Below are 20,350 nucleotides of genomic sequence, written 5' to 3'. Positions count from 1 at the left end.
TTAGGCCTTTAGTTTTGAAATGAAATCCGCACAAGCTTGCGCCGGGTTTTCGGTTTTCATGAAATTCTCACCCATCAAAAAGCCTTCGTAACCGTTCGCACGCAGGTATTGAATGTTGTCGATAGACGACAAGCCGCTTTCCGAAATGCGGATCATGTCTTCCGGTAGAAGTTTTCCCAAACGAATAGAAGTTTCTACATCGACTTCGAAGGTTTTCAGGTTACGGTTGTTCACACCAACCAAATCAACCATCGGGTTCAGCTTTTCAATTTCTTCTTCAGTATGAACTTCAACCAGAACTTCCAATTCGAGTTCTTTGGCCAATTCGGTCAGCTTTAACATCTCATCTTTGCTCAGGCTGGCAGCAATCAGCAAAATAAGGTCAGCTCCGTGTGCTTTGGCCTCGTAAACCTGGTAGGGATCGAGCATGAAGTCCTTCCGCAGAATTGGTGTTTTCGGGTTGGTGAAACGGGCTTTGGCCAGATTTTCGAACGACCCTCCAAAATAGTTGCGGTCTGTTAACACTGAGAGTCCGCTAACACCAGCCGCAACGTAGCCCGAAGTCACTTCGGTAACCTCTGCGTTCTCGTTAATCATCCCTTTGGAAGGCGACTTGGTTTTAAATTCGGCAATAATGCCGCTTGCCCCCGGAGTGCGTAAAGCTGCTTTCAGCGAGTTGGTTTTCCGACCAAAGAATGGCGATTTTTTCAAATCTTCCAAACTGATCTTTTCCTTGGCAGCAGCCACCTCCCGGCGTTTGTTGTTATTTATTTCGTCTAATATTGTCATGGGTAAAGTTCCAAATTTTAAGTTTCAAGTATCAAGCTTACCAGGTGGAAGCCTTAATTTGAGTTCATTAATTTTGTGAAGACAGCCAGTGCTTTTTTACCTTTCAGCGATTCATTCGCTTCGGCAACACAGTCGCTTAGTGTTTTGCCGGGGTGCATGCATTTGATCGCAAGTGCTGCATTGGCAATCACCACGTTCATCTGTGCTTCTGTAGCTGTTGCATTCATAATGTTTTTGAAAATCGCAGCAGCGTCCTCGATGGTAGCTCCGCCCGAAAGCTCTTCCGGAGTTAAAACGGAGAAGCCAAAGTCATCCGGCGAAAGGTTGTCTTCCATACCGTTGTCGATGTAGCGGGTATCGCCGGTCAACGAAACTTCATCGTAACCGTCGAGTGCGTGTACCAGCATGTAACTTTGGTCGCCATCCTTAAACACCTGGTTGTAGAGGTCCATAATTTGTAAATCGGATACGCCCACCAACTGGTTTTTCGGCGAGCATGGGTTGATGATTGGGCCCATCATGTTGAACAGCGTTCGCACTTTCAAGGCACGACGCACCGGGCCAACATTTTTCATGGCCGGGTGGAACAGCGGTGCATGGAAGAAGCAAATGCCGATTTCATCAACCTCGCGGCGCAGTTTGTCCACATCGTTGCTGAATTTGTAGCCGAAGTATTCAAACATGTTAGAGGCACCGCTCACCGATGACAAACCATAATTGCCGTGTTTGGTCACCTTGTAGCCTGCACCGGCAATTACAAAGCAGCTGGCGGTTGATATGTTGAATGTGTTCTTGCCGTCACCACCGGTTCCTACTACGTCGATGGTGTCGAACTCCGAAAAGTCAACTTTCACGCAAAGGTCTAACAATGCCTCGCGGAAACCAATTAGTTCTTCTGCCTTCACCAGGCGCATGCGGTATACGGTTAAAAAGGCTGCGATTTCCGCATCAGTATATTTGCCTTCTGCTATTTGAGTCAGCACATCGCGTGCCTGTTCTTGCGTCAAATTGTTTCCTGTAAACAGGTAATTCAGGGTATCTTTCATAATTAGTTTCGAATTTCAGGTTTAAAGTTTCAAGTTGAAAACTTTATTTGTCTGTTATCTGATATCTAAAAGTCTAATTTTCTAGTTCTTTAGCCAGTTGGCAATTATCTTCTCTCCGAGTGGTGTCAACACCGATTCCGGGTGAAATTGTACGCCGCGCACATCGTATTGTTTGTGCTTCAGCGACATGATTTGTCCGTTTTCGTCCAGACTGGTTATTTGCAGGCAGTCGGGTAATCCTTCCTGGTCTACAATCCAAGAGTGGTAACGGCCAACGTCGAATTTCTCAGGAAGCTCCTCAAAAAGAATGGGGTCGGGCGAAGTTACAGAAATTGGTGTTGCTATACCATGCAAAACATGACTCATGTTCGTTAATTTAGCACCAAATGATTCTCCAATTGCTTGATGCCCGAGGCAAACGCCCAACATGCTTTTTCGCGGGGCAAATTCTTTGATAATATCCATCAGCAGGCCGGCTTCGGTTGGAATACCTGGTCCGGGTGAAAGCACAATCTTGTCGTATTTTTCAAGGTCGCTCAGCTCCAATTCGTCGTTGCGGATCACATCAACAGGCTGGCCGGATATTTTTTTGATTGCATGCACCAGGTTGTAGGTGAATGAATCGTAATTATCGATGACTACTATTTTCATAACAGTGGTAGATTATAATTCTTTAGCAATTTCAATGGCCTTCTTCAATGCAGCCAGCTTGTTATTTACTTCCTGTAACTCATTTTCTTCAACCGATCCGGCAACGATTCCCGCGCCTGCCTGGTAGAACAGCGTATTTCCTTTGGCGAGGAACGAACGAATCATGATGGCATGGTTCAGGCTATCGTCGAATCCGATGAAACCAATGGTACCTCCATAATAGCTACGGCGTTGATTTTCGTAGCGATCGATCAGCTGCATGGCCATGTGCTTCGGTGCTCCGGATAGTGTTCCGGCCGGAAATGAGTTCCCCAATACCGAGATCATGTTGGTGTCGTCCGGGAGCTTGCCCGAAACTTCCGAAACCAGGTGGATGACATGTGAAAAGTATTGCACTTCGCGGTAGTTGTCCACGCGTACATCGTCGGCATTGCGGCTCAGGTCGTTGCGGGCCAGATCAACCAGCATCACATGTTCTGCATTTTCTTTTGGATCGGCACAAAGCTTTTCGGCCAGCAGACGATCCTGCTCATCGTTTCCGGTGCGGCGGAAAGTTCCGGCAATCGGGTTGATAATGGCACGACCTTTCTTGATGCGCAACTCAGCTTCCGGGCTTGAGCCAAAGATGCGGTAATCACCATAATCGAAGAAAAACAAATAAGGTGATGGATTCACAGTCCGCAGCGCGCGGTACAATTGGAATTCATCACCTTTATATTTTTGCGAAAACTGGCGGGACAAAACAATCTGGAAAACGTCGCCCCGGAAACAGTGTTCTTTACCTTTGGTTACCATGTGGCGATATTCATCGTCGGTAATGTTGGATACTTCCTCGCCAACCGGTTCAAAAGTTGTAGAAGGGAAGGTCAGGTTTTTCAACAACGATTCAATCTGGCTCATTTCCGAAATTTCTCCTTCAGGTAGATTCTCGATCAACGAAATCATGTCTTTTGCGTGATCGATTGCCAGGATATATTTGTAGAAATGGTACCGAACTTCAGGGATTGCGTAGGCATCTTTCTTCTCGGTTTTAATTTCAATCTTCTCGAAATACTTCACCGAGTCGTAACTGAGGTAACCGAACAATCCGTTGGCCGGAGCTTCCTTGGTCTTGCCTGACAGCTGGAACGTTTTGTAAAAGTTGTTCAGTTCTTTAGCAACTGAGAAATGGTCTTCAACCTGTAGTTTCTCAATCACTCCTCCGGGATACTCAACCGTAATTTCGCCTTCATTGGCCTCAAAACCAGCCAGTGGCTTGATGCAGATGAATGAGTAGGCATTTTCGTTGCCATGGTAGTCGGAGCTTTCCAATAGCACCGATTTAGGGAAAAGATCACGGAACTTCAGGTAAACACTCACCGGAGTAAGCGTGTCGCCCAAGATCTTTTTAACGTCGACTTTAACTTGAATTGGTTTCATATTTGGTTATTTTTCAATTTGTACGGATAAAAAACAAAAAAGCGGCTTACCGTGTCCGATAAGCCGCTTTCTCATACATGATTGACATGACAGTTACGCCTCTCCACGGTATTGTGAAAAGTTTTTGCGCCACCACCAAATTGTTGTCATTCTTGTATGCATTGTTATATTTTTAAAAATACCAATATGGCTATAAACTTCTCGTCGAAAAGAAGACCCCACCACGGAAGCCATATTGTATTTATACATTAAGTCGTAAAACGAGTTTCAAAAGAAGAAAATATTTCAGTTAAAAGCAAATTTTCAAACACTTTTGATTTTCCTACTATACGGCAAGGGTGAAAAAGGTTTACGGAAATATGCTGTTGTAGAGTATGTTTTATTATGAAACTATCTGAAAAATGGGGCCGTAATAAGCTGTACAGCTTTGCAGTTCTTTTTTATTCTTTTTTATCATTATTTATTGGGGTTGATTGGTTGAGCACTGCAAAGTATGAAAGGTAATTTTAGTTGTTTGTTTGGAGGTAAGCGGTGGATCGGGTTCCACCGCTTTTTTTATGTCTTGTTCCAAACGCCCGTATTCTATGCTTTTTACTTGTTCGGCACGTCAATATTCACCGGTAGATTTTCCCCTCTTTTCGTGATCAGGTTGGTTGCTTCGTAAAACATTTTCAGTGTTGTCATCTGAGCAACTTCATCGGAAATTCCGGTCAGTTCAATTGAAACAGTCCGGTTAGGTGGAAGAATAATTTCCTTCGGGCACGAAAAGCCAACCGATGGCTGGCGCTGTTGCAGTTTGAACGGAATATCGCTGTTGTTATAAATTTGCAGGTATTTGATGTCCTGATTTTGGAGGTTCAGCTTTTTGCTTTTTAGCTGAATGGCTCCAATAAAGATCGGAGTCAGAAAACGACGATCACCGATCAACGTGTCGTTGAACAATACAGCCGTGCGATTATCCAGCAGGGCAGCTTTAATAGCCGCTTCCGTTTTATCGAGCGAGAAAACCAGGGTCATCGGCCGTTTTTGGTCTTCTCCGTTATATTGTTGCTGGCTTGGTTCGTGCAGGTCTGAATTGCCAAGGATGACCAAATTCTTTTCCTGGGCCCAGTTTAAGGCTTTTGGGTAGAATTGTTTATCATTATAAATTTCAATCCCTTTTAGAATGCCGGCATTTAAAAGCCTGCTGTGTTCCGGCCACCATTTCATTGTGTCGGGTTGCTGAACTTCCCAACCTGGATGATTCCAAAAAACGAAAGCTCCCTGTTCTTTGGCTTCAACGCAGGCCTCGTACCAGTCTTCGCGTTCCAGCAAGTTGGCGTTTTTCACAAACAGGGCATTCAGGTGTCCCGGCGGCATGTTGCGTGTTATTTCTACTGCGGGAACCAAAACAATTCCCATCTGGTCTGCCAGCGGTTTTGCCACTTCGTACGAACGGTTGAGGTCAGCATCAATATCCTCGGAGTGAGGCCGGTATTCGATGTGATCGCTAATGGCAATCACATCCAGTCCTTCGCGCCAGGCTTCCTGTACACGAACTGTTGGCCAGACGTCGCCGTCGGAGAAAACCGTGTGCATATGAAAGTCGCATTTTAGGGTCTGGTAACCCAAAATGTCGGGGATTCGAATTTCTTTTCGAATTTGGCCTTTGGCCGTCGGTACCACGAATAAAAAAGCCAGGTATACAATAATCCCAAAGCGAATAAGCATTTTCATGAAAGCAATTTTGCTGCAATTTATATAAAAGCTTTGGTTTGATGGAATTAGCAGTGTGAAGAAATTGTTTTTTGTACGGTTTGAACTATCATTGGTGCAATTTCATCATTTGTTTGCTCGTGGTTAGTTAGCAATTCTTCATTTTTCCTGTCGTTCATTTGGGCGGATTTTTGTCGGTTTTTCAAGCACCTATCGTGGTGCTTTTTTGAGTCCGTCGTATTTTAATTGTATATTGCTGCATCCTTAATCCTAAAAATTAGACATGAGAAAATTCTTGATTTTAACGGTTTTGAGCCTTTGTTTTACGGTACAGCTGATTGCCCAGAATACCAGTAAAACCTTGAGTTTGGTGCCAAAGCCGAACCAGTTGGAAGTCCTTCAGGGAAGTTTTCAACTGGGCGGAGATGTGCAGATTGTTTGCGCGAACAAATATCTGGAAAATGAAGCTGAATATCTGAAAATGGCACTTTCAGAAGCTACTGGTTTCCCTTTTCTAATATCAAAAAGTGTGTCCGCCAACACTGCGATCGTTCTCGATATTGATTCCAGTATCGAGGGTGACGAAGCTTACAAGATTCGTTCTTCAGCCAAACAATATGAAATAGTAGCGAAAACGTCGGCAGGTGTATTTTACGGAATCCAAACTTTCCTTCAGCTGTTGCCTCCTCTGGAGAAAGGTGCGGTGGAACTACCATTGGTAAAGATTGATGACGAGCCGCGCTTCGAATGGCGTGGAATGCACCTGGATGTATGCCGGCATTTTTACTCGGTTGACGTGGTTAAAAAGTTGATCGACCAAATGTCGCGTTACAAACTGAATACCTTCCATTGGCATTTAACCGAAGATCAGGGCTGGCGGATTGAAATTAAGAAGTACCCGCTATTGACTGAGGTTGGTGCATGGCGCGACTCTACTGTGGTTGGGCACATGTCCAACTACCCGCGCACCTGGGAGGGTGAAAAGAGTGGTGGTTTCTACACGCAGGAGCAGGTGAAAGATGTGGTGGCCTATGCACAGGCTCGTCATATTACCATCATTCCCGAGATTGAAATGCCCGGACACGCGCAGGCGGCTCTGGCTGCTTATCCCTGGCTGGGATGTTTCAACGATACGCTTCGTCCCTGGACGATTTGGGGTGTTTCGGAGAATGTATACTGCGCCGGAAAGGAATCGACCTTCAAGTTTTTGGAAGATGTTTTGGACGAGGTGATTCCGCTTTTCCCCGGTGCGTATTTCCACGTTGGGGGCGACGAGTGTCCGAAAGAGAACTGGAAGAAGTGTCCGTTGTGCCAGAAGCGTATGAAAGAAGAAGGTTGCAAAGACGAGCATGAGCTGCAAAGCTATTTCATTCAGCGTATGGAGCATTACCTCGAGAAAAAAGGCAAAAAACTGATCGGTTGGGATGAGATCCTCGAAGGTGGATTGGCTGAAAATGCGGCGGTGATGTCGTGGCGTGGCGAGCAAGGCGGTATTGAAGCTGCTGAGCTGGGGCATAAAGTGGTGATGACTCCCGGTAACTGGTGCTACTTCGACCACTACCAGTCAACTGATCCAAACGAGCCAACAGCCATTGGCGGGTTGACTGACCTCGAGGAAGTGTACAGCTACGATCCGGTTCCGTCACATTTGGATAAGGAAAAGCAAAAGCTGATTTTGGGAACCCAGGCGAACGTCTGGACCGAATACATACCTACTGCAGCGCATTTGGAGTACATGATTTATCCGCGCTTATGTGCCTTGTCGGAGGTGCAGTGGACACAGCCGGAGAACAAAGATTTTGCTGACTTCGAGATGCGCATGGACGACAATTACCTGCGCTTGGCGAACAATGGCATTCATTTCCGCGTGCCGCCGCCGGAGGGATTGAGCCCGGTGCAGATTTACAACTCGAAAGAAGCAACCATTTCGCTGAGCTGTGCTGCTGAAACTGCCGTGATGCGTTATACGACGGACGGCAGCGAGCCAACCGAGTTCTCGAAAGTTTACGAGGGGCCGCTTACACTGAAACTCGATAGTGATATCACGCTGAAGGTTGCTGCTTACCTGCGCGACGACAGCCGCAGTTACACGGTAACTTCTGTATTGAAAAAACGCGAGGTGAAACCTGTGAAACTGAAGAACCCGGAAAAGGGGCTGGACTACAAATTCTACAACGGGCCGTTTGATTCGTTTGAGGAAGTAGGCGGCGAACCGGAGAAAACCGGAACGGTTGATTGGCTGGTGATCCCTGCAGAGATTATGGGAAAAATGAAGGGCTGGGAATTTACCGGCTACATCAAAGTGCCTACCGACGGTGTTTATTTCTTCCTCTTGAATAGCTCGTGTGGAGCAGGATTGTACATTGGCGACCAGTTGGTGATTGACAATAATGGCTTCAACTACGACTGCATGCAATCAGGGAAAGTAGAGTTGAAGGCGGGTTATTACCCGGTGACGGTGAAGTATTTCAACACCATTTACGGGCAAAGCATTAAGCTGAGCTATAAAAAGCCGGGAAGCGATAAACTGGAAGTTTTCCCTGGCGAAAACTACTTTAGAAAGTAAGTGAAAGCGCTGATTATAAGGCCATCCTGAACTCGTTTCCGGATCTTCTGTCAATTAAAAAAGATGTCATCTTTTCGAAAAGATGACATCTTTTTTTGTGCAAATTGAAGGTCGTGTCAATTCTAATTGTCATGGAGTACAGAGAGATCCGGGCGTACTTTTAGCACAAAGCTTTCTGTTGAACGGATGGCACTGTTGATGTCGTCCCAAAACTTCTGCGCTTCATCGGCTCCCATAACACGGTAAATAAAATCGCCTAACGACTCTTTAGGTCCCTCCATGTCTGCCCAGTTTTTATGAGGCATCACCAGAGTCACCCGGGGACCTGGCAGTCCGTTTTCGGGCCAGATAAAGAGATAGTGCCCTTCGCGGTTATTTTCTTTAACAGCTTTGTCGAACTTCTTGATGGTTTGCGAAAAAGTCCACTCGTGGCCCGGTTTCAGGTAAAAGATAAGGATTGATAGTAGTTTCGCGTCATCATTATTGGATGGCCAGTTAACACAGCTGGTGTCAACGGATGTTATTGCACTGGTGATGGATGCGATGTGTGGGCCAACGTTTTTGTTAAAATCAACAGATCCTTTGGCCAGGAAATCTTCGTAACTGTCCAGGTCGGCCCAACTGTGATTGCCCGAGCGAATGAGGTAATCCCCGAGGTTTTGCCCATTGACGACCTGGTAAACATTCCATGTCCAGGGATCACCTTCCTGTTTGCGCCATTCAGCATGCGCTTTCAGTGCTGAAACGAACTCCGCTCCCTGGCCTGGTTTGACCTTTATTTGATACAACTTAGCAAGATTTCCGTCTTGCGCAAAAGCGTTTTGACTAACGGGGCATAGGAAAAGAACGGCGAGCAAGCTTAAAAGTAACTTTTTGTTTTTCATAACAATCCTCCTTTTAGTGATTTATAGATTATTAGCGTGAACTCATTTCGCCTAATCGGTCATTTGGAGGTTGGCTATTTCTATCGATGAGCCGATAAATGTCATTCAAAACTTACGACATTCAATGCTCTTAATTTTCCGTTTTGCAGGTAGGATTTTTAAAAGTCTTTTTCTCGGTTAGCTCGTTTGGATTCACTTTTTTTAAAATACTTAGGTGAATCGTTTCGTAGTTGATATACGGTGTCGCCCTACTTTGGTTTTGCAGGAGGCCGAAAACGAATAAAAAAGGATACCATCGTCAACCCGATGATATCCTTTCTTTTACGTTAATGCAAAAAGCACTGGTGTTATGACGTTTTTCTTACTCTTGTGCCAGCGTCCAGTTGGGGACGTCGCCTTTGTGGGTATTGTTTTTCCAGTTCAGTGGCTGCAGGTTACTCAGCTCGTCGGTGCCACCGTTGGTTACCGGGTTAATGTGATCAATTTCCCAGCCTTGCTCCGATTCGCGGTTGCCGTATTCTGAATATTTCATCACTTTACCACAAACATCCCAGCGCCATTCTTCGGGCGAGAAATCAGGAATCATCCTTCCTTTCTCCCAAACCGCGAGTTTCGTCTGCTCGCTCCACGAATTCCCGTTTTCATCCGTGTTGTAATTTCGTACCATAAGCATTCAGTTTTTATTGGTTAGTCTCCGTCGCAGTTCGTTTCAACTGCTGTCAGTTGGTTTGATCGTCTAATTTATCAAAACTCGCGCATTCATTTTTCGAAAAACAACGCTTTGTGTTGAAAAGCAGAAGGGTGGGGTGGTGGATGTACGTGATCTGTTTCGAGTTAACAACACCAATTCAAATTTAGTTACTCCATTGTGTTGTTCATTTACCCCGGCGGGGTGAACTGTTGTAGCCCGGGGTGGCACTTCGCTTACCCGGGGTTAGAATGTTATTCTATGTTTCAGGTGCACCGAAAAAGTTGTGTGATGTGTCTTGGCTACATTCGCTGCATGGTGGTAATCTTCTCTCTACATTTTTTTCATCAGGTCGAATGGTTTGATGCCTTGCATTTTATTAAAGGACAGTATATTGTGCCTGTTTCTTTCGGTTTTGTTGTGCGGAAGTATTATTGTAGTTTCTGACATCGGTCCCGATGAGGAGGGCTAATAAATGTGTCTTACAACTTAAAAGCGATACGAAAGATATTCCCCTGTTATCGTAATTTAAAGTGTTTTCTAAGCAAACTGACCGGGTGACTTCGAAGTCACCCGGTCAGTAGTCGTATTTTCATCCATTGTAGCCGGTTTATTCAAAGCGTTCGTATTTCAAGCCCGGGCCGTCGCAGGCCGACCAGGTCCCAATCAGCTTGTCGCTCGCATCCAATCTTAGTTCTTCGGCTTGTTTTACCGAGCTGCAGGTTCCCACAATAGCGTTGGATTCGCTGTAGTTGAGTTCCAGTAATTCACCGTTCTCGTCGGTCGTAAAATGGAAAGTGCCAGTTCCTTCGAGGCTGTTACCCGAGTCATCTCGGTGTTTCAGAAAAGTTCCGTCGGACTTAAGTATGTAGTATTCCTGCCAGGGCATGTCGCTGCCGGTTGTAACTGAGTTCGGGATCTGTCCCGACATTTCAACGAGTATCCATTTTTGTGGGTAGTGGTCGCTGTCAAACAACTTGGCTTGGGGAGCGTCCTCGGTGTCGCTGCACGAAAAAAGCGCGCTGATTGTGATTAGCAGAATCAGTAATTTTTTCATTGTCGAGGGTTTATGGTTTTACTGGTACGTTGCCTGAGTAATTCCCTTGGTGAATTGTTGTATAGATGTTATGAATTGTACATGGTTGCGTTGTGGGGAAGACAAAAACGAAAGAATTAAAGCTGTAAACAAAACTGACCGGGAAACTCAAGGTCACCAGGTCAGTTCGGAATAAATGTTTTTATATGCTAGACAATCATTGCCTGGCTGGCAGTTTCGGCGCGGCTTTCCAGATCTTTTTCAATTTGGTCGAGCAATTCCTTGTGTTTGCTTTTGCAGTTACAGCGGGTACGCAACAGTTGCAGTACCAGGATAACCAGAAAGATGATGTTGATGGCCCCGACAAACAGCGGTTGGTCTTTCATTTTACGAAAGGCCATAATATTGAAGGCTGTAAGTATAAACAGGTTTCCGAACAGGTTGAGCAGCTTCTCAACGCGTTGGTCAGTTACCACGCTGACAGTTGGTGTTGTACCCAGCGAGATTTGGATGTAAGCTTTCCCGAACCGGCGCTGTAGCGATTCGAGCTCGTCCTCCTGTTGGTTCGACTTGAACTTAATGGTATTGCCGCGCTGCTTGATGTCGGCGAAACCCAGCTTGCCGAGCGTGCCGGTAATGGCTTCAGAAAGGGGAAGGCCGCTTCCGCGTACCTGCTCGTCAGTGAATGTTCTGCTTGTTGTTGTTTTAAACATGTGCTTTTGGGAATAGGTGTGTATTGTGTTGTTGTGGCTGGCCTTACCAGTTGATGTTTTCGTCGATAAACCGGATCAGGCTGTCGGCCATGGTTTGCTGTTCGGCAATGCTTGGGTGCCCCGAAGTGTTTTTGAACGGGATGAAATGCGTGTAAATTTTCGCATCGTCCAATTGGGCAACAGCCTGTTGCACGTAGCCCGGCCATTCCGATCCTTCGCGGGTGGCGTCCATGCTTCCAAGGATGCAGACGATTTGCGCATCGGGATATTCGGCCCGGATGGAACGCACAAAGTCGGCATAAGCGTTGATGATGAATTCGGGAGTTGGTTTTTCGGTGCCAAAGCGGGCTTTAAACTGTTCGTGATTGGGAAGGTTTACCAGCCACGAGTCGTTTTGAAACAGGTTGATGACCACCACATCGGGCGTGTACAGCGAAAAGTCCCAGCGGCTGTCCGGATCATTCGGGTTGAGGCGATTGTACATTTCGGGCATAATCAGCGGAAACCAGCTGATGGTAATACCAATGCCGCTCTTGCAAATGCAGCGGTACTCGGCGTCGAAATGATCGGCTGTAATGCGGGCGTAACTTTCGTAATTGTTGGTGAAAATACTGTCGGAACGGTCTTCCCCCGAAAAATCATCTACTGCATAACCAGCTGTAATGGAGTTGCCGTAGAATTCAATTTTTCGTTTTTTCGGCTCGGGTTTGGCGAGTACTTTGGCATCTCCGGAAATCTTGAATCCGAAGAAAGTGCTCACACCGCGATCCCATTCGGTACGTTTAAAAATCTCTACGGTGTGTTTTCCGGGAGCCAGTTTCGAGGCCAGTTCGTAATATTGTTTTGTGGCGTCGGGACGCAGCATAAAGGCGCTGTCGTTATCCACAAACACATTGTAGTAGTTGTCGCCTCTTTCTTCCCGGAACAGGGCTGAGATTGATTCACCTTCAAAGTTGATGCGGATACGGGTTCCCGACCAAAACAGTTCGGCGCCCGCTTGTGTGGTTGTGTCAATCCGTCCTGAATAAGCGATCTCAGGGTTATTGTAGTTAACGACTAAATCTTGTTTTTTGGCGCAGGCTGTGGTAAACAGCAGGACTGCTACGAGGAAGAGTGTTCCGTTGAAAATTTTCATGATATGTTTGTTGGGTATTTTTGTTAAAATAGGATTGGTTGAATTGTGAAGCCCGAATTTACCAACTTTTAGGCAATTGCGTAGAATGGATGTCCAAATTTTGGTCGAAGGGGGGAATTGATTTTGTTGAGGTATTAATTCTTCGGCGTATTATCGGACGCACGCAGAGACGCCAAGTCGCTAAGTAGCTCTTTGTTTTAGACGATTGTTACGACAACTCGATAACGAATGACAACAACGATAACAGGCCGTTCGGTGGATTTCCGATCTAATCCTTTTTAAGCACTGGCTTTTTCATCGGCTTCACTACGATTTCGTGACGGCAGTTGGGACAGATATAAATTTCGCATCCGGTGCAGCTAAAGCAGTTTCCGCAGTCGCGGTCCAGTTCTTCTTTCAGATACTGTGTGTCGCAGTTTGAGCAGGAAATATGTTCGTCAGCCGGCATGTTTTCGTTTTTGGCGTTTCAGGATTAAAGTTACGCCTTTCATGATTCCAAACAACAAAACCAGGGTGAAGATGATTGATGCGCCCGACGGAATGTCTGCGAAAAAAGAGAAGAGCAGTCCGGCAAATGAACCGATAAAGGCAAAGCCAACAGAGTAGAGCATCATGTGCCGGAAATCATGGGTAAACAAGTTGGCCGTTGCTTGCGGCAAGGTCAACAGCGACATGATCAGGATGATGCCTACCACGCGGATATTCATCACAATGGTGACAGCAATGAGGCTGATCAGGATGTAGTTGATCAGGTTAACCGGCAGCCCCGTGGTTTTTGCAAATTCTTCGTTAAATGCCACGTATAAAATGGCGCGGTACATCAGCGCAAAAAAGGTTACCAACACCAATGATAAGCCTGCCATGATCCAGATCTCGGTTGTTGAAACCGTCAGAATACTTCCGAACAGGTAGCTCATCAGGTTGGGCGCATACCCCGGCGACAGGTAAATGAAGATGATACCAATCGCCATCCCCAGCGACCACCAGATAGCGATGCTCGAGTCCTCGCGCAGCTTGGCCGTGCGGGTGAAATATTGAATTCCCAGTCCGGAAAGCACCGAGAAGATTGCTGCCCCCAACAAGGGATTCCAGCCCAGGAAATAACCGATGCCGATTCCGCCAAATGAGGCGTGTGTGATACCACCACTGATGAAAACAATGCGGCGCGCAACGATGTACGTTCCCACAATGCCGCAGGTAATGGCCGCAAAAAGCGATGCCCAGAAGGCATTTAAAAAGAAGTCGTATTGAAATAGCTCAATGATGGTGTCCATGGTTGTGGTCGTGCTTGTGATCGTGTTCGCCGTGCTGGCCTAAAACGGTATGCGGAATTTCGCCGTGGGTTATAATTTGCAGCGGGCAGTTGTACGAAGCCAGCTGTTCGGTGCTGATGATGTTGCTTGGATGATAATGCAGCGAGCGGTTGACGCAGGCAATGGTTTTCACATAGTAGGAGATTGTCCCCACATCGTGCGAAACCAGGATGATGGCCATGCGCTCGTTCAACTCTTTCAGTTTGTCGTACAACTCGCTTTCAAACTGGTTATCGACAAAAGTGTCGGGTTCGTCCAAGATCAGGAGTTCCGGCTTGTTCATCAGCGAGCGACACAGGAATACCCGTTGCATTTGCCCGCCCGAAAGTTCGCCAATGGCTTTGTCGCGCAGGTGCAACACGCCCATTTCTTTCAGCAAACTTTCGGCATGGGCAATTTCTTCTCTGTTTTTGCTGAAAAGACTGAAATTGCGATGATCGGATTTCCCCGAGCGCACTACGTCGAGGACGGTAATCGGGAAACGTTTATCGATCTGGTTGATTTGCGGAAGATAGCCAATCCGGTTTTCGGGAATGTGAAAGACAATTTCTCCCTTGGCCGGTTTTACTAATCCCAGCAGTGCTTTGATGAAGGTTGTCTTTCCGCCGCCGTTCGGGCCAATCACACCCAGGAAATCTCCTTGGTTGATGGTCAGGTTGGCATTTCGCAGAATCACCTCGTGATCGTAACTAACTGTCAGGTCCCGTATTTCGAGCAGTTTGGTCATGCTGGATACTCGTTGCTGGTTTCTTGTTTCTGGTTGCTGAGACTGGTCAATGATTCAGAATACAGATCACTGCGACTGATTACTGAATTTCTTCTGCTTGAGCAATTTTCTTCGCGATTGTTCGCAGCTCGTCAGCCCAGTTTTCACTCAGCGGGTCAACCTGGATTACTTCACCGCCAATTTCTTTTGCCATTTGACGGGCGTTGTCCATGTTGAATTCCTTTTGTACAAAAATGGCTTTTATATTTTCATTTTTAGCCATTTCTGCCAATTCTTTCAGGTGTTTAGGCGAAGGTTCTTTGCCGTCAACCTCCATGGCCACCTGCTCAAGCCCGTATTGACGAGCCAAATAAGTGAGCGCGGGATGGAAAATCAGGAACTTTTTGGAAGGCAGTTGCTCAAAAGTTTGTTTTAGCTCTTCATCCAGCGAATCAATTTCAGCTTGAAATTTGGCAAGATTAGCCTCGAAAGTTTCTTTATGCTCGGGTAGTACCTGCGCTAAAGCTTTGTATGTTTCTGTCGCGATCTTCTTCACTTCCTCCGGCGACGACCAGATGTGCGGATCGATTCCATGAAGATGCACGTGGTCGCCGTGAATTTCTTCCTCTCCTGCAATCCAGTCGGCCTGTTCCGAAGTGTCGAAATAGGCGAGTTTGGGATTGCTCGTCCGGATCTTGTCGACCCAGCCTTGCTCGAAGCCGACTTGTCCGATTCCCAGCCATGCCAACGTGGTCGATAGGCCGGTCATCTGCGATGGCATCAGCGAGTAAAGCTCGGGGCTGGCTCCCGGTGGTACCAATACATTGACCTGTACAAGGTCACCGGCAATTTTTTCAACAAAATATTTTTGCGGAAGAATGGTGACGGCAATGGTTGGCTTGTCCGTTTTATTTGGGCCGCTACAAGCCAGAGCGACGATAAAAATGAATGCTAAAAGTTTTCTCATGAATGTTTTCCGTGTTCTCCAATTACAGATCAAAGATAATATGCCCGGTCAAATAATTAGAAATCCGAACAGGCACAGGTTGTCGAATTATCATAAATTGTTCTCGTGGCTAATTTTATCTGTTGTCCGGTTAATAACCGACAAATGTCTGATTTGTTGAACGCAGCGAACTTTTTTAGTGTTGAAGCAAGATTCGGACAACGATGAAAAGTCCCAGCAGCATGTTTAAATAGAGAATCGTGCGTTTAAACTGCATCTGGTTGACCCGTTTGGAGAGCAGGTCGCCAATCTTTGATCCGATAAGCATGACTGGAAAAAGGAAGGCTGCAAATTTCAGCGAAAATATCATAAACATGCCTTTGCTGACGTAAAGAATGATGGCAATTACGGCGTTCACTACGCTTACCAGCGCAAACATTTTACGGAAAAGCTCTTTGGTGTAACCTTTTCTGTTCATGGCTAAGGCAATGGGAGGGCCGCCGATTGACATGCTCGAAGCCATGAAGCCGCTTAGAAAGCCGGCAAAAACAATGGGTTTCTTTTTGCGCGATTCCGGAATTTCTTTGTTGCCGCTCAGCAGGAATACCATTGACAACGAAAAAATACTGATACCGGTAGCCAGCTCCATTGTACGCTCAGGAAGGTATTGAAGAATGTTGACCCCCGCAGGAATACCAATAAAGCTGGCAAGTAGCATGGGCAGAAGGTATTTGTAGTCAATCTTCATTTTAATGTTCGCCAAAATGTAGAGTGAAGTTGCCAGGTTGAAAATCGTCATGGCCGGCACCAGAGCCTGCATGGGGAAGAAAACCGTGAGTATTGGCAAAGCCAGCAACGCAAACCCAAAACCGGTCATCCCTTTTAACAACGACGCCATCAGAATAACAACAACACTAATCGCCCATTCCATAAAATTGTCTTTTAAAAATTCGAGGTAAGTATAAATACTTATCAAAGGTAGTTGAAGTACTTATTTAAAAACAAATGAAAAACAAAATTTATGGTTAATGGAATGTTAAATCTGATGGTAGAGAGCAGAGAGCAAAGGGCGTGGAGCAAGCGGCACTGAGAGCAGAGAGGGAGAATACTTGGAGCTTAAAACTTGAAACTTGGAGCTCAAATTACTTCTTCAAATCCATTTTTTCGACTTTGATTTTCCCGCGTGGAGGAACGGGATCGTAGCCATGTGTTCCCCAGGGGTGACAATGCAGGATGCGCTTGGTGGCTAAATAAAAGCCTTTGAATGGTCCGTGAATTTTAATGGCCTCGATGGCATATTGTGAACAGGTGGGGATGTGGCGGCACGAGTTGGGCAGAATCGGGGAAATAGCAGCCCGATAAAAGTAGATGGGGATCAGCAGGATCCAGCTCAGGATTTTCAATATGAATTTAACGACGCGCCGCATTTTTTCTTTATTAATGGGCAAAGTTACATAAATAGAATGGTTTAACCGAAGCGAAAAAACGGCATGGCGAAGAACCAAACGGATGTCTTCGTGTTTAAGAGGCAGACAAAATTGAAAACATGGCTAAAGCCGAAGAATATATTAAGAAAGATCGTGAGCTGTTGGAAGAAACAGTGTTGAGTAACGAGGAAATTTCGCCGGGGGTATTTTTGCTTTCCGTGAAGCGGAAGTGGGATTTTCAGCCCGGACAGGTGGTGAAACTGGGGGTTGACCGGGTGCAGCCTCCGCGTATTTACAGTATTTGTAGCGGAAACCACGAACAGGAGCTACGGGTACTCTTCAATATAAAAGAAGATGGTTATCTGACGCCCAAGTTGGCAGCACTGGTTCCGGGCGATAAAGTTTTGCTGACCGAACCTTACGGCAGTTTTATTGGTAGTCAGAAACCGGCTTGGTGGATTGCCACCGGAACCGGAATCGCGCCGTTCTACGCGATGTTTCAATCGGGTTTGTTCGAGGATAAGAAGTTGATTCATGGCGCCAGCTACCTGAACCAGTTTTATTTTGAAGATGAACTGGATTGGTCGTTGGGGAAGAACTACCAGCGTTGTTGTTCTCGTGAGCAGTCGTGCGATGTTTTTCCGGGCCGCGTAACTGATTACCTGAAAAGCCTGGACGAGCTGCCAAAAGATGTGCAGTACTTTTTGTGCGGCAAAGCCATCATGGTGGTCGAGGTGCGCGATTTGCTGATCAACAAGGGCGTGCCTTACGATAACATCATTGCGGAGATTTATTTCTAACTTTGCAGAAAATTTTCAGGATGCAGAAAGAAGCTTTATTTGGGAAGACACTAGAAGAATTGCAAGGCGTTTGCGCGGAACTCGCTTTGCCGAAATTTACAGCCAAACAAATCACCGATTGGTTGTACAAGAAGAAAGTGTCCTCGATCGACGAGATGAGTAACCTTTCAAAGAAAGCACGCGAACTGCTGAATGAGAAATATACTTTCGGACTGGTTGATACGACGAAAGTTCAGGAGAGTATCGATGGTACAAAGAAGTACCTGTTCCCAACTGCAAAGGGAAAATTTGTAGAGACCGCGATGATTCCCGACAAGGATCGGAAGACGGTCTGTGTATCGTCGCAGGTAGGTTGCAAAATGGGCTGCCTTTTTTGTATGACCGGGAAGCAAGGTTTCCAGGGACAGTTGACAGCCGGTGAAATTGTCAACCAAATTCGCAATATTCCCGAGTGGGAAGAGGTGACGAACATCGTTTACATGGGAATGGGTGAGCCGTTCGACAATTTGGATGAAGTGCTGAAAAGTACGCAGATTCTGACTTCGGAATGGGGATTTGCCATGAGCCCACGCCGGATTACCGTTTCGTCGATTGGTATCGTGCCCGGTTTGGTTCGCTTCCTGAACGAGAGCGAATGTCACCTCGCTATTAGCTTACACACGCCTTTTCACGACGAACGTCAGCGACTGATGCCCGTCGAAATTGCCTACCCGCTGGATGAAGTTTTGGCTGAAATCCGCAACTGGGACTTTGGCCGTCAACGTCGAGTGTCCTTCGAATACATCGTTTTCCACGGGCTGAATGATACTCCGGCCCATGTTCGGGAAATGGCTCGTATTCTTGAAGGCATCAAGTGCCGCATCAACCTGATTCGTTTCCACCCGATTCCGGATACGCCGTTGAAAGGAACCGACGAAGCAACTTTGGTCGAATTCAAAGAAGGCCTGGAGAAAAAAGGTATCACAACAACCATCCGTGCCAGTCGTGGACAGGACATTTACGCTGCTTGTGGCTTGTTGAGCACAAAGGCATTGGTAAAAAATTGATCCTACAAAGGAAGATGGTGCCCATCTTCGATGCAATTGGCGCTGGTTGCTTTTCGTATGTCCTGGTGGGTGATTCCTCTTTGTTCCTTTTACTCGAGTCTGGTGTCTCATATTTATAGTCGCCGTGTTGGTTTTGTAGCAGCGACTGTTTCCTCGTTTTATTATTGATCGAAATGTCGGGAAGGAACGTCCTTTTCGATCGCTTGAATTGTCGATGTTTTCAGCTGATTATGATAGCATTTTTTAACATTTTTAAGCACGCAGGTTGGTGAAACCGCAGCGTAGAATTGTTTTAAATTACTTAAATTGCAGTTCAATTTTCAGAAAAAAGAGAATATGGATAGATTGGTTTGGTCTAAAGGATTATTGAAAAACCGGCTGACAATTGCACGAAACAGCGAGCAGATTGGTGTGATTGATTGGAACAGTTTTTTCAGCTCCGATGCTTTGGCTACAATCAATGGGCGGCGTTTTCTGTTGAGCCGCGATTTCTTCCTCTCGAAACTGGAAATTTCAGATGCCACCAACCAGGCGCCGCTGGCGACAATCATGATCAACTTGTTCAGCCCCAAAAGCGATTTAGTGTTGAACGGCAAGCGTTTTGAACTCGAGATCAAGAATTTTTGGCAGTCGCGTTGGGCCTGGAAATACAATGGACAAGAGATTATCGTTTTTCAGAGTCACGAGTTTTTGACTAAAGACCGTGGCTCGGTGGATATTTACATGGCAGACACCGAGGAGATTGAAGTGCTCATTCTGCTGGGACTTTTTATTCGCAACCAGTTGGTGTTGTTCATGCTCTTTATCGCACTGGTCATCCTCTTTATTCTTATCTGATTTTAGATTTCATTCTGTTTCGGAAAAAGAAAGCTCAGAGCGGGCTTCTCTGCGTTGATTTATGGATATGTCGTTGAAATGTATTTGTTTTGCTACTCCAAAAGAAAAAAGCAAAAATCATGATCGATATTATTCGCCAAAGACGGAGTATCCGCAAATTTACCGAACAAGTTGTTGAAGAAGATAAACTGAAGTTACTGCAGGAGGCAGCACTGCGCTCACCTGCATCGAAAAGTGCTAATGCCTGGGAGTTTGTTGTGGTGCAGGACCGCAGCCTGATTCAGCAATTGGCAACGTCGAAACCATTTGGCAGCAAATTATTGGAAACAGCGCCATTGGCCATCGTAATCACTGCCGATGAGACAAAAACAGAAGCCTGGATCGAAGACTGCTCTGTTGCATCCGTCTTTTTACAACTTACAGCGCAAGCGTTGGGTTTGGGAAGTTGTTGGGTGCAAATCCGGGGACGGAATCATTCGGATGAAAAGACGGCGGAAGAATATGTCCGCGAGGTGCTGGAAATTCCTTCAAATTTAAGTGTGTTGAGCATAATCGCCGTTGGTTATCCTGCCCAGGAAAGACGTCCGGTTGAGACGGCGGATTTGCAGTGGGAGAAGATCCATTCCAACAAGTTCGGCGTAAAGGAATAAGAA

21 protein-coding genes are annotated in these 20,350 nt (G+C 46.1%); 5 read left to right on the top strand and 16 right to left on the bottom strand.

What is annotated here, in order from left to right; all coding sequences use genetic code 11:
- The 5 genes from trpC to BC643_RS11360 all read right to left on the bottom strand — a co-directional run bounded on the left by trpC (position 1) and on the right by BC643_RS11360 (position 5,621).
- Entirely contained in the window at positions 1–789 is a 789-nt protein-coding gene (gene trpC / locus BC643_RS11380) for an indole-3-glycerol phosphate synthase TrpC (protein ID WP_120273201.1), read from the bottom strand.
- Positions 790–842: 53 nt separating this feature from the next.
- The gene (trpD, locus tag BC643_RS11375; RefSeq protein ID WP_120273200.1) at positions 843–1,835 is read right to left on the bottom strand and encodes an anthranilate phosphoribosyltransferase; all 993 of its coding nucleotides are present in this window, start codon (positions 1,833–1,835) and stop codon (positions 843–845) included.
- An 81-nt stretch (positions 1,836–1,916) separates the two neighbouring features.
- Positions 1,917–2,486 (bottom strand): anthranilate synthase component II, encoded by a 570-nt coding sequence (locus BC643_RS11370; protein WP_120273199.1) that lies wholly within the window; start codon positions 2,484–2,486, stop codon positions 1,917–1,919.
- A gap of 12 nt (positions 2,487–2,498) precedes the next feature.
- On the bottom strand, positions 2,499–3,905 hold the full coding sequence (locus tag BC643_RS11365; RefSeq protein ID WP_120273198.1) for an anthranilate synthase component I family protein: 1,407 nt from the start codon (positions 3,903–3,905) through the stop codon (positions 2,499–2,501).
- 591 nt (positions 3,906–4,496) lie between these two features.
- Positions 4,497–5,621 carry an Sb-PDE family phosphodiesterase gene (locus tag BC643_RS11360; RefSeq protein WP_120273197.1) on the bottom strand — a complete coding sequence of 375 codons (1,125 nt, stop codon included), beginning with the start codon at positions 5,619–5,621 and terminating at the stop codon, positions 4,497–4,499.
- A 262-nt stretch (positions 5,622–5,883) separates the two neighbouring features.
- On the opposite strand from BC643_RS11360, the gene BC643_RS11355 reads away from it, so the two are divergent.
- A complete protein-coding gene (locus tag BC643_RS11355) occupies positions 5,884–8,166 on the top strand; it encodes a family 20 glycosylhydrolase (RefSeq protein WP_120273196.1) in 2,283 nt (760 codons plus the stop codon).
- A 122-nt stretch (positions 8,167–8,288) separates the two neighbouring features.
- Here the strand turns inward: BC643_RS11355 and BC643_RS11350 are convergent, their stop codons facing one another.
- The 11 genes from BC643_RS11350 to yidD all read right to left on the bottom strand — a co-directional run bounded on the left by BC643_RS11350 (position 8,289) and on the right by yidD (position 17,014).
- Positions 8,289–9,050 carry a hypothetical protein gene (locus tag BC643_RS11350; protein ID WP_120273195.1) on the bottom strand — a complete coding sequence of 254 codons (762 nt, stop codon included), beginning with the start codon at positions 9,048–9,050 and terminating at the stop codon, positions 8,289–8,291.
- Positions 9,051–9,411: 361 nt separating this feature from the next.
- Complete coding sequence (locus BC643_RS11345; RefSeq protein WP_120274247.1) at positions 9,412–9,717, bottom strand: HNH endonuclease signature motif containing protein; 306 nt, start codon at positions 9,715–9,717, stop codon at positions 9,412–9,414.
- A 631-nt stretch (positions 9,718–10,348) separates the two neighbouring features.
- Positions 10,349–10,795 (bottom strand): hypothetical protein, encoded by a 447-nt coding sequence (locus tag BC643_RS11340; RefSeq protein WP_120273194.1) that lies wholly within the window; start codon positions 10,793–10,795, stop codon positions 10,349–10,351.
- Between the two features lie 188 nt (positions 10,796–10,983).
- A complete protein-coding gene (locus BC643_RS11335) occupies positions 10,984–11,487 on the bottom strand; it encodes a hypothetical protein (protein WP_120273193.1) in 504 nt (167 codons plus the stop codon).
- A 43-nt stretch (positions 11,488–11,530) separates the two neighbouring features.
- Positions 11,531–12,622 (bottom strand): SGNH/GDSL hydrolase family protein, encoded by a 1,092-nt coding sequence (locus BC643_RS11330; protein WP_120273192.1) that lies wholly within the window; start codon positions 12,620–12,622, stop codon positions 11,531–11,533.
- Between the two features lie 268 nt (positions 12,623–12,890).
- Positions 12,891–13,070 (bottom strand): hypothetical protein, encoded by a 180-nt coding sequence (locus BC643_RS11325; protein WP_120273191.1) that lies wholly within the window; start codon positions 13,068–13,070, stop codon positions 12,891–12,893.
- Entirely contained in the window at positions 13,060–13,896 is an 837-nt protein-coding gene (locus tag BC643_RS11320; RefSeq protein ID WP_211338039.1) for a metal ABC transporter permease, read from the bottom strand. The genes BC643_RS11325 and BC643_RS11320 overlap by 11 nt, the downstream gene beginning before the upstream one ends.
- Positions 13,880–14,662, bottom strand: a complete 783-nt coding sequence (locus BC643_RS11315) for a metal ABC transporter ATP-binding protein (protein WP_120273190.1) — start codon at positions 14,660–14,662, stop codon at positions 13,880–13,882. The genes BC643_RS11320 and BC643_RS11315 overlap by 17 nt, the downstream gene beginning before the upstream one ends.
- Before the next feature lie 79 nt (positions 14,663–14,741).
- Positions 14,742–15,608 carry a metal ABC transporter solute-binding protein, Zn/Mn family gene (locus tag BC643_RS11310; protein ID WP_120273189.1) on the bottom strand — a complete coding sequence of 289 codons (867 nt, stop codon included), beginning with the start codon at positions 15,606–15,608 and terminating at the stop codon, positions 14,742–14,744.
- A gap of 175 nt (positions 15,609–15,783) precedes the next feature.
- Positions 15,784–16,518 carry a sulfite exporter TauE/SafE family protein gene (locus BC643_RS11305; protein WP_120273188.1) on the bottom strand — a complete coding sequence of 245 codons (735 nt, stop codon included), beginning with the start codon at positions 16,516–16,518 and terminating at the stop codon, positions 15,784–15,786.
- Positions 16,519–16,729: 211 nt separating this feature from the next.
- On the bottom strand, positions 16,730–17,014 hold the full coding sequence (gene yidD / locus BC643_RS11300) for a membrane protein insertion efficiency factor YidD (protein ID WP_120274245.1): 285 nt from the start codon (positions 17,012–17,014) through the stop codon (positions 16,730–16,732).
- Positions 17,015–17,133: 119 nt separating this feature from the next.
- Here yidD and BC643_RS11295 point away from each other — a divergent pair, with 119 nt between their 5' ends.
- The 4 genes from BC643_RS11295 to BC643_RS11280 all read left to right on the top strand — a co-directional run bounded on the left by BC643_RS11295 (position 17,134) and on the right by BC643_RS11280 (position 20,347).
- Positions 17,134–17,814 carry a ferredoxin--NADP reductase gene (locus BC643_RS11295; protein WP_120273187.1) on the top strand — a complete coding sequence of 227 codons (681 nt, stop codon included), beginning with the start codon at positions 17,134–17,136 and terminating at the stop codon, positions 17,812–17,814.
- Positions 17,815–17,834: 20 nt separating this feature from the next.
- The gene (gene rlmN / locus BC643_RS11290; protein ID WP_120273186.1) at positions 17,835–18,860 is read left to right on the top strand and encodes a 23S rRNA (adenine(2503)-C(2))-methyltransferase RlmN; all 1,026 of its coding nucleotides are present in this window, start codon (positions 17,835–17,837) and stop codon (positions 18,858–18,860) included.
- Positions 18,861–19,196: 336 nt separating this feature from the next.
- Entirely contained in the window at positions 19,197–19,697 is a 501-nt protein-coding gene (locus tag BC643_RS11285) for a hypothetical protein (RefSeq protein ID WP_147377202.1), read from the top strand.
- Positions 19,698–19,816: 119 nt separating this feature from the next.
- A complete protein-coding gene (locus tag BC643_RS11280; protein ID WP_120273184.1) occupies positions 19,817–20,347 on the top strand; it encodes a nitroreductase family protein in 531 nt (176 codons plus the stop codon).
- Positions 20,348–20,350 lie beyond the last annotated feature (3 nt).

The sequence above is a fragment of the Mangrovibacterium diazotrophicum genome (assembly GCF_003610535.1).
Lineage (GTDB): Bacteria > Bacteroidota > Bacteroidia > Bacteroidales > Prolixibacteraceae > Mangrovibacterium > Mangrovibacterium diazotrophicum.
The sequence above is the reverse complement of the archived record's forward strand: the minus strand, read 5'-3'. Positions and strand labels throughout refer to the sequence as shown.

Bases quoted from the DNA above. Each gene is read 5' to 3' on its own strand.
- BC643_RS11360 (WP_120273197.1), bottom strand. From the start codon at position 5,621: ATGAAAATGCTTATTCGCTTTGGGATTATTGTATACCTGGCTTTTTTA.
- trpC (WP_120273201.1), bottom strand. From the start codon at position 789: ATGACAATATTAGACGAAATAAATAACAACAAACGCCGGGAGGTGGCT.
- BC643_RS11370 (WP_120273199.1), bottom strand. From the start codon at position 2,486: ATGAAAATAGTAGTCATCGATAATTACGATTCATTCACCTACAACCTG.
- BC643_RS11325 (WP_120273191.1), bottom strand. From the start codon at position 13,070: ATGCCGGCTGACGAACATATTTCCTGCTCAAACTGCGACACACAGTAT.
- BC643_RS11310 (WP_120273189.1), bottom strand. From the start codon at position 15,608: ATGAGAAAACTTTTAGCATTCATTTTTATCGTCGCTCTGGCTTGTAGC.
- BC643_RS11365 (WP_120273198.1), bottom strand. From the start codon at position 3,905: ATGAAACCAATTCAAGTTAAAGTCGACGTTAAAAAGATCTTGGGCGAC.
- BC643_RS11330 (WP_120273192.1), bottom strand. From the start codon at position 12,622: ATGAAAATTTTCAACGGAACACTCTTCCTCGTAGCAGTCCTGCTGTTT.
- BC643_RS11295 (WP_120273187.1), top strand. From the start codon at position 17,134: ATGGCTAAAGCCGAAGAATATATTAAGAAAGATCGTGAGCTGTTGGAA.
- BC643_RS11315 (WP_120273190.1), bottom strand. From the start codon at position 14,662: ATGACCAAACTGCTCGAAATACGGGACCTGACAGTTAGTTACGATCAC.
- BC643_RS11335 (WP_120273193.1), bottom strand. From the start codon at position 11,487: ATGTTTAAAACAACAACAAGCAGAACATTCACTGACGAGCAGGTACGC.
- BC643_RS11350 (WP_120273195.1), bottom strand. From the start codon at position 9,050: ATGAAAAACAAAAAGTTACTTTTAAGCTTGCTCGCCGTTCTTTTCCTA.
- trpD (WP_120273200.1), bottom strand. From the start codon at position 1,835: ATGAAAGATACCCTGAATTACCTGTTTACAGGAAACAATTTGACGCAA.
- BC643_RS11280 (WP_120273184.1), top strand. From the start codon at position 19,817: ATGATCGATATTATTCGCCAAAGACGGAGTATCCGCAAATTTACCGAA.
- BC643_RS11285 (WP_147377202.1), top strand. From the start codon at position 19,197: ATGGATAGATTGGTTTGGTCTAAAGGATTATTGAAAAACCGGCTGACA.
- BC643_RS11305 (WP_120273188.1), bottom strand. From the start codon at position 16,518: ATGGAATGGGCGATTAGTGTTGTTGTTATTCTGATGGCGTCGTTGTTA.
- BC643_RS11320 (WP_211338039.1), bottom strand. From the start codon at position 13,896: ATGGACACCATCATTGAGCTATTTCAATACGACTTCTTTTTAAATGCC.
- BC643_RS11355 (WP_120273196.1), top strand. From the start codon at position 5,884: ATGAGAAAATTCTTGATTTTAACGGTTTTGAGCCTTTGTTTTACGGTA.
- rlmN (WP_120273186.1), top strand. From the start codon at position 17,835: ATGCAGAAAGAAGCTTTATTTGGGAAGACACTAGAAGAATTGCAAGGC.
- BC643_RS11340 (WP_120273194.1), bottom strand. From the start codon at position 10,795: ATGAAAAAATTACTGATTCTGCTAATCACAATCAGCGCGCTTTTTTCG.
- yidD (WP_120274245.1), bottom strand. From the start codon at position 17,014: ATGCGGCGCGTCGTTAAATTCATATTGAAAATCCTGAGCTGGATCCTG.
- BC643_RS11345 (WP_120274247.1), bottom strand. From the start codon at position 9,717: ATGGTACGAAATTACAACACGGATGAAAACGGGAATTCGTGGAGCGAG.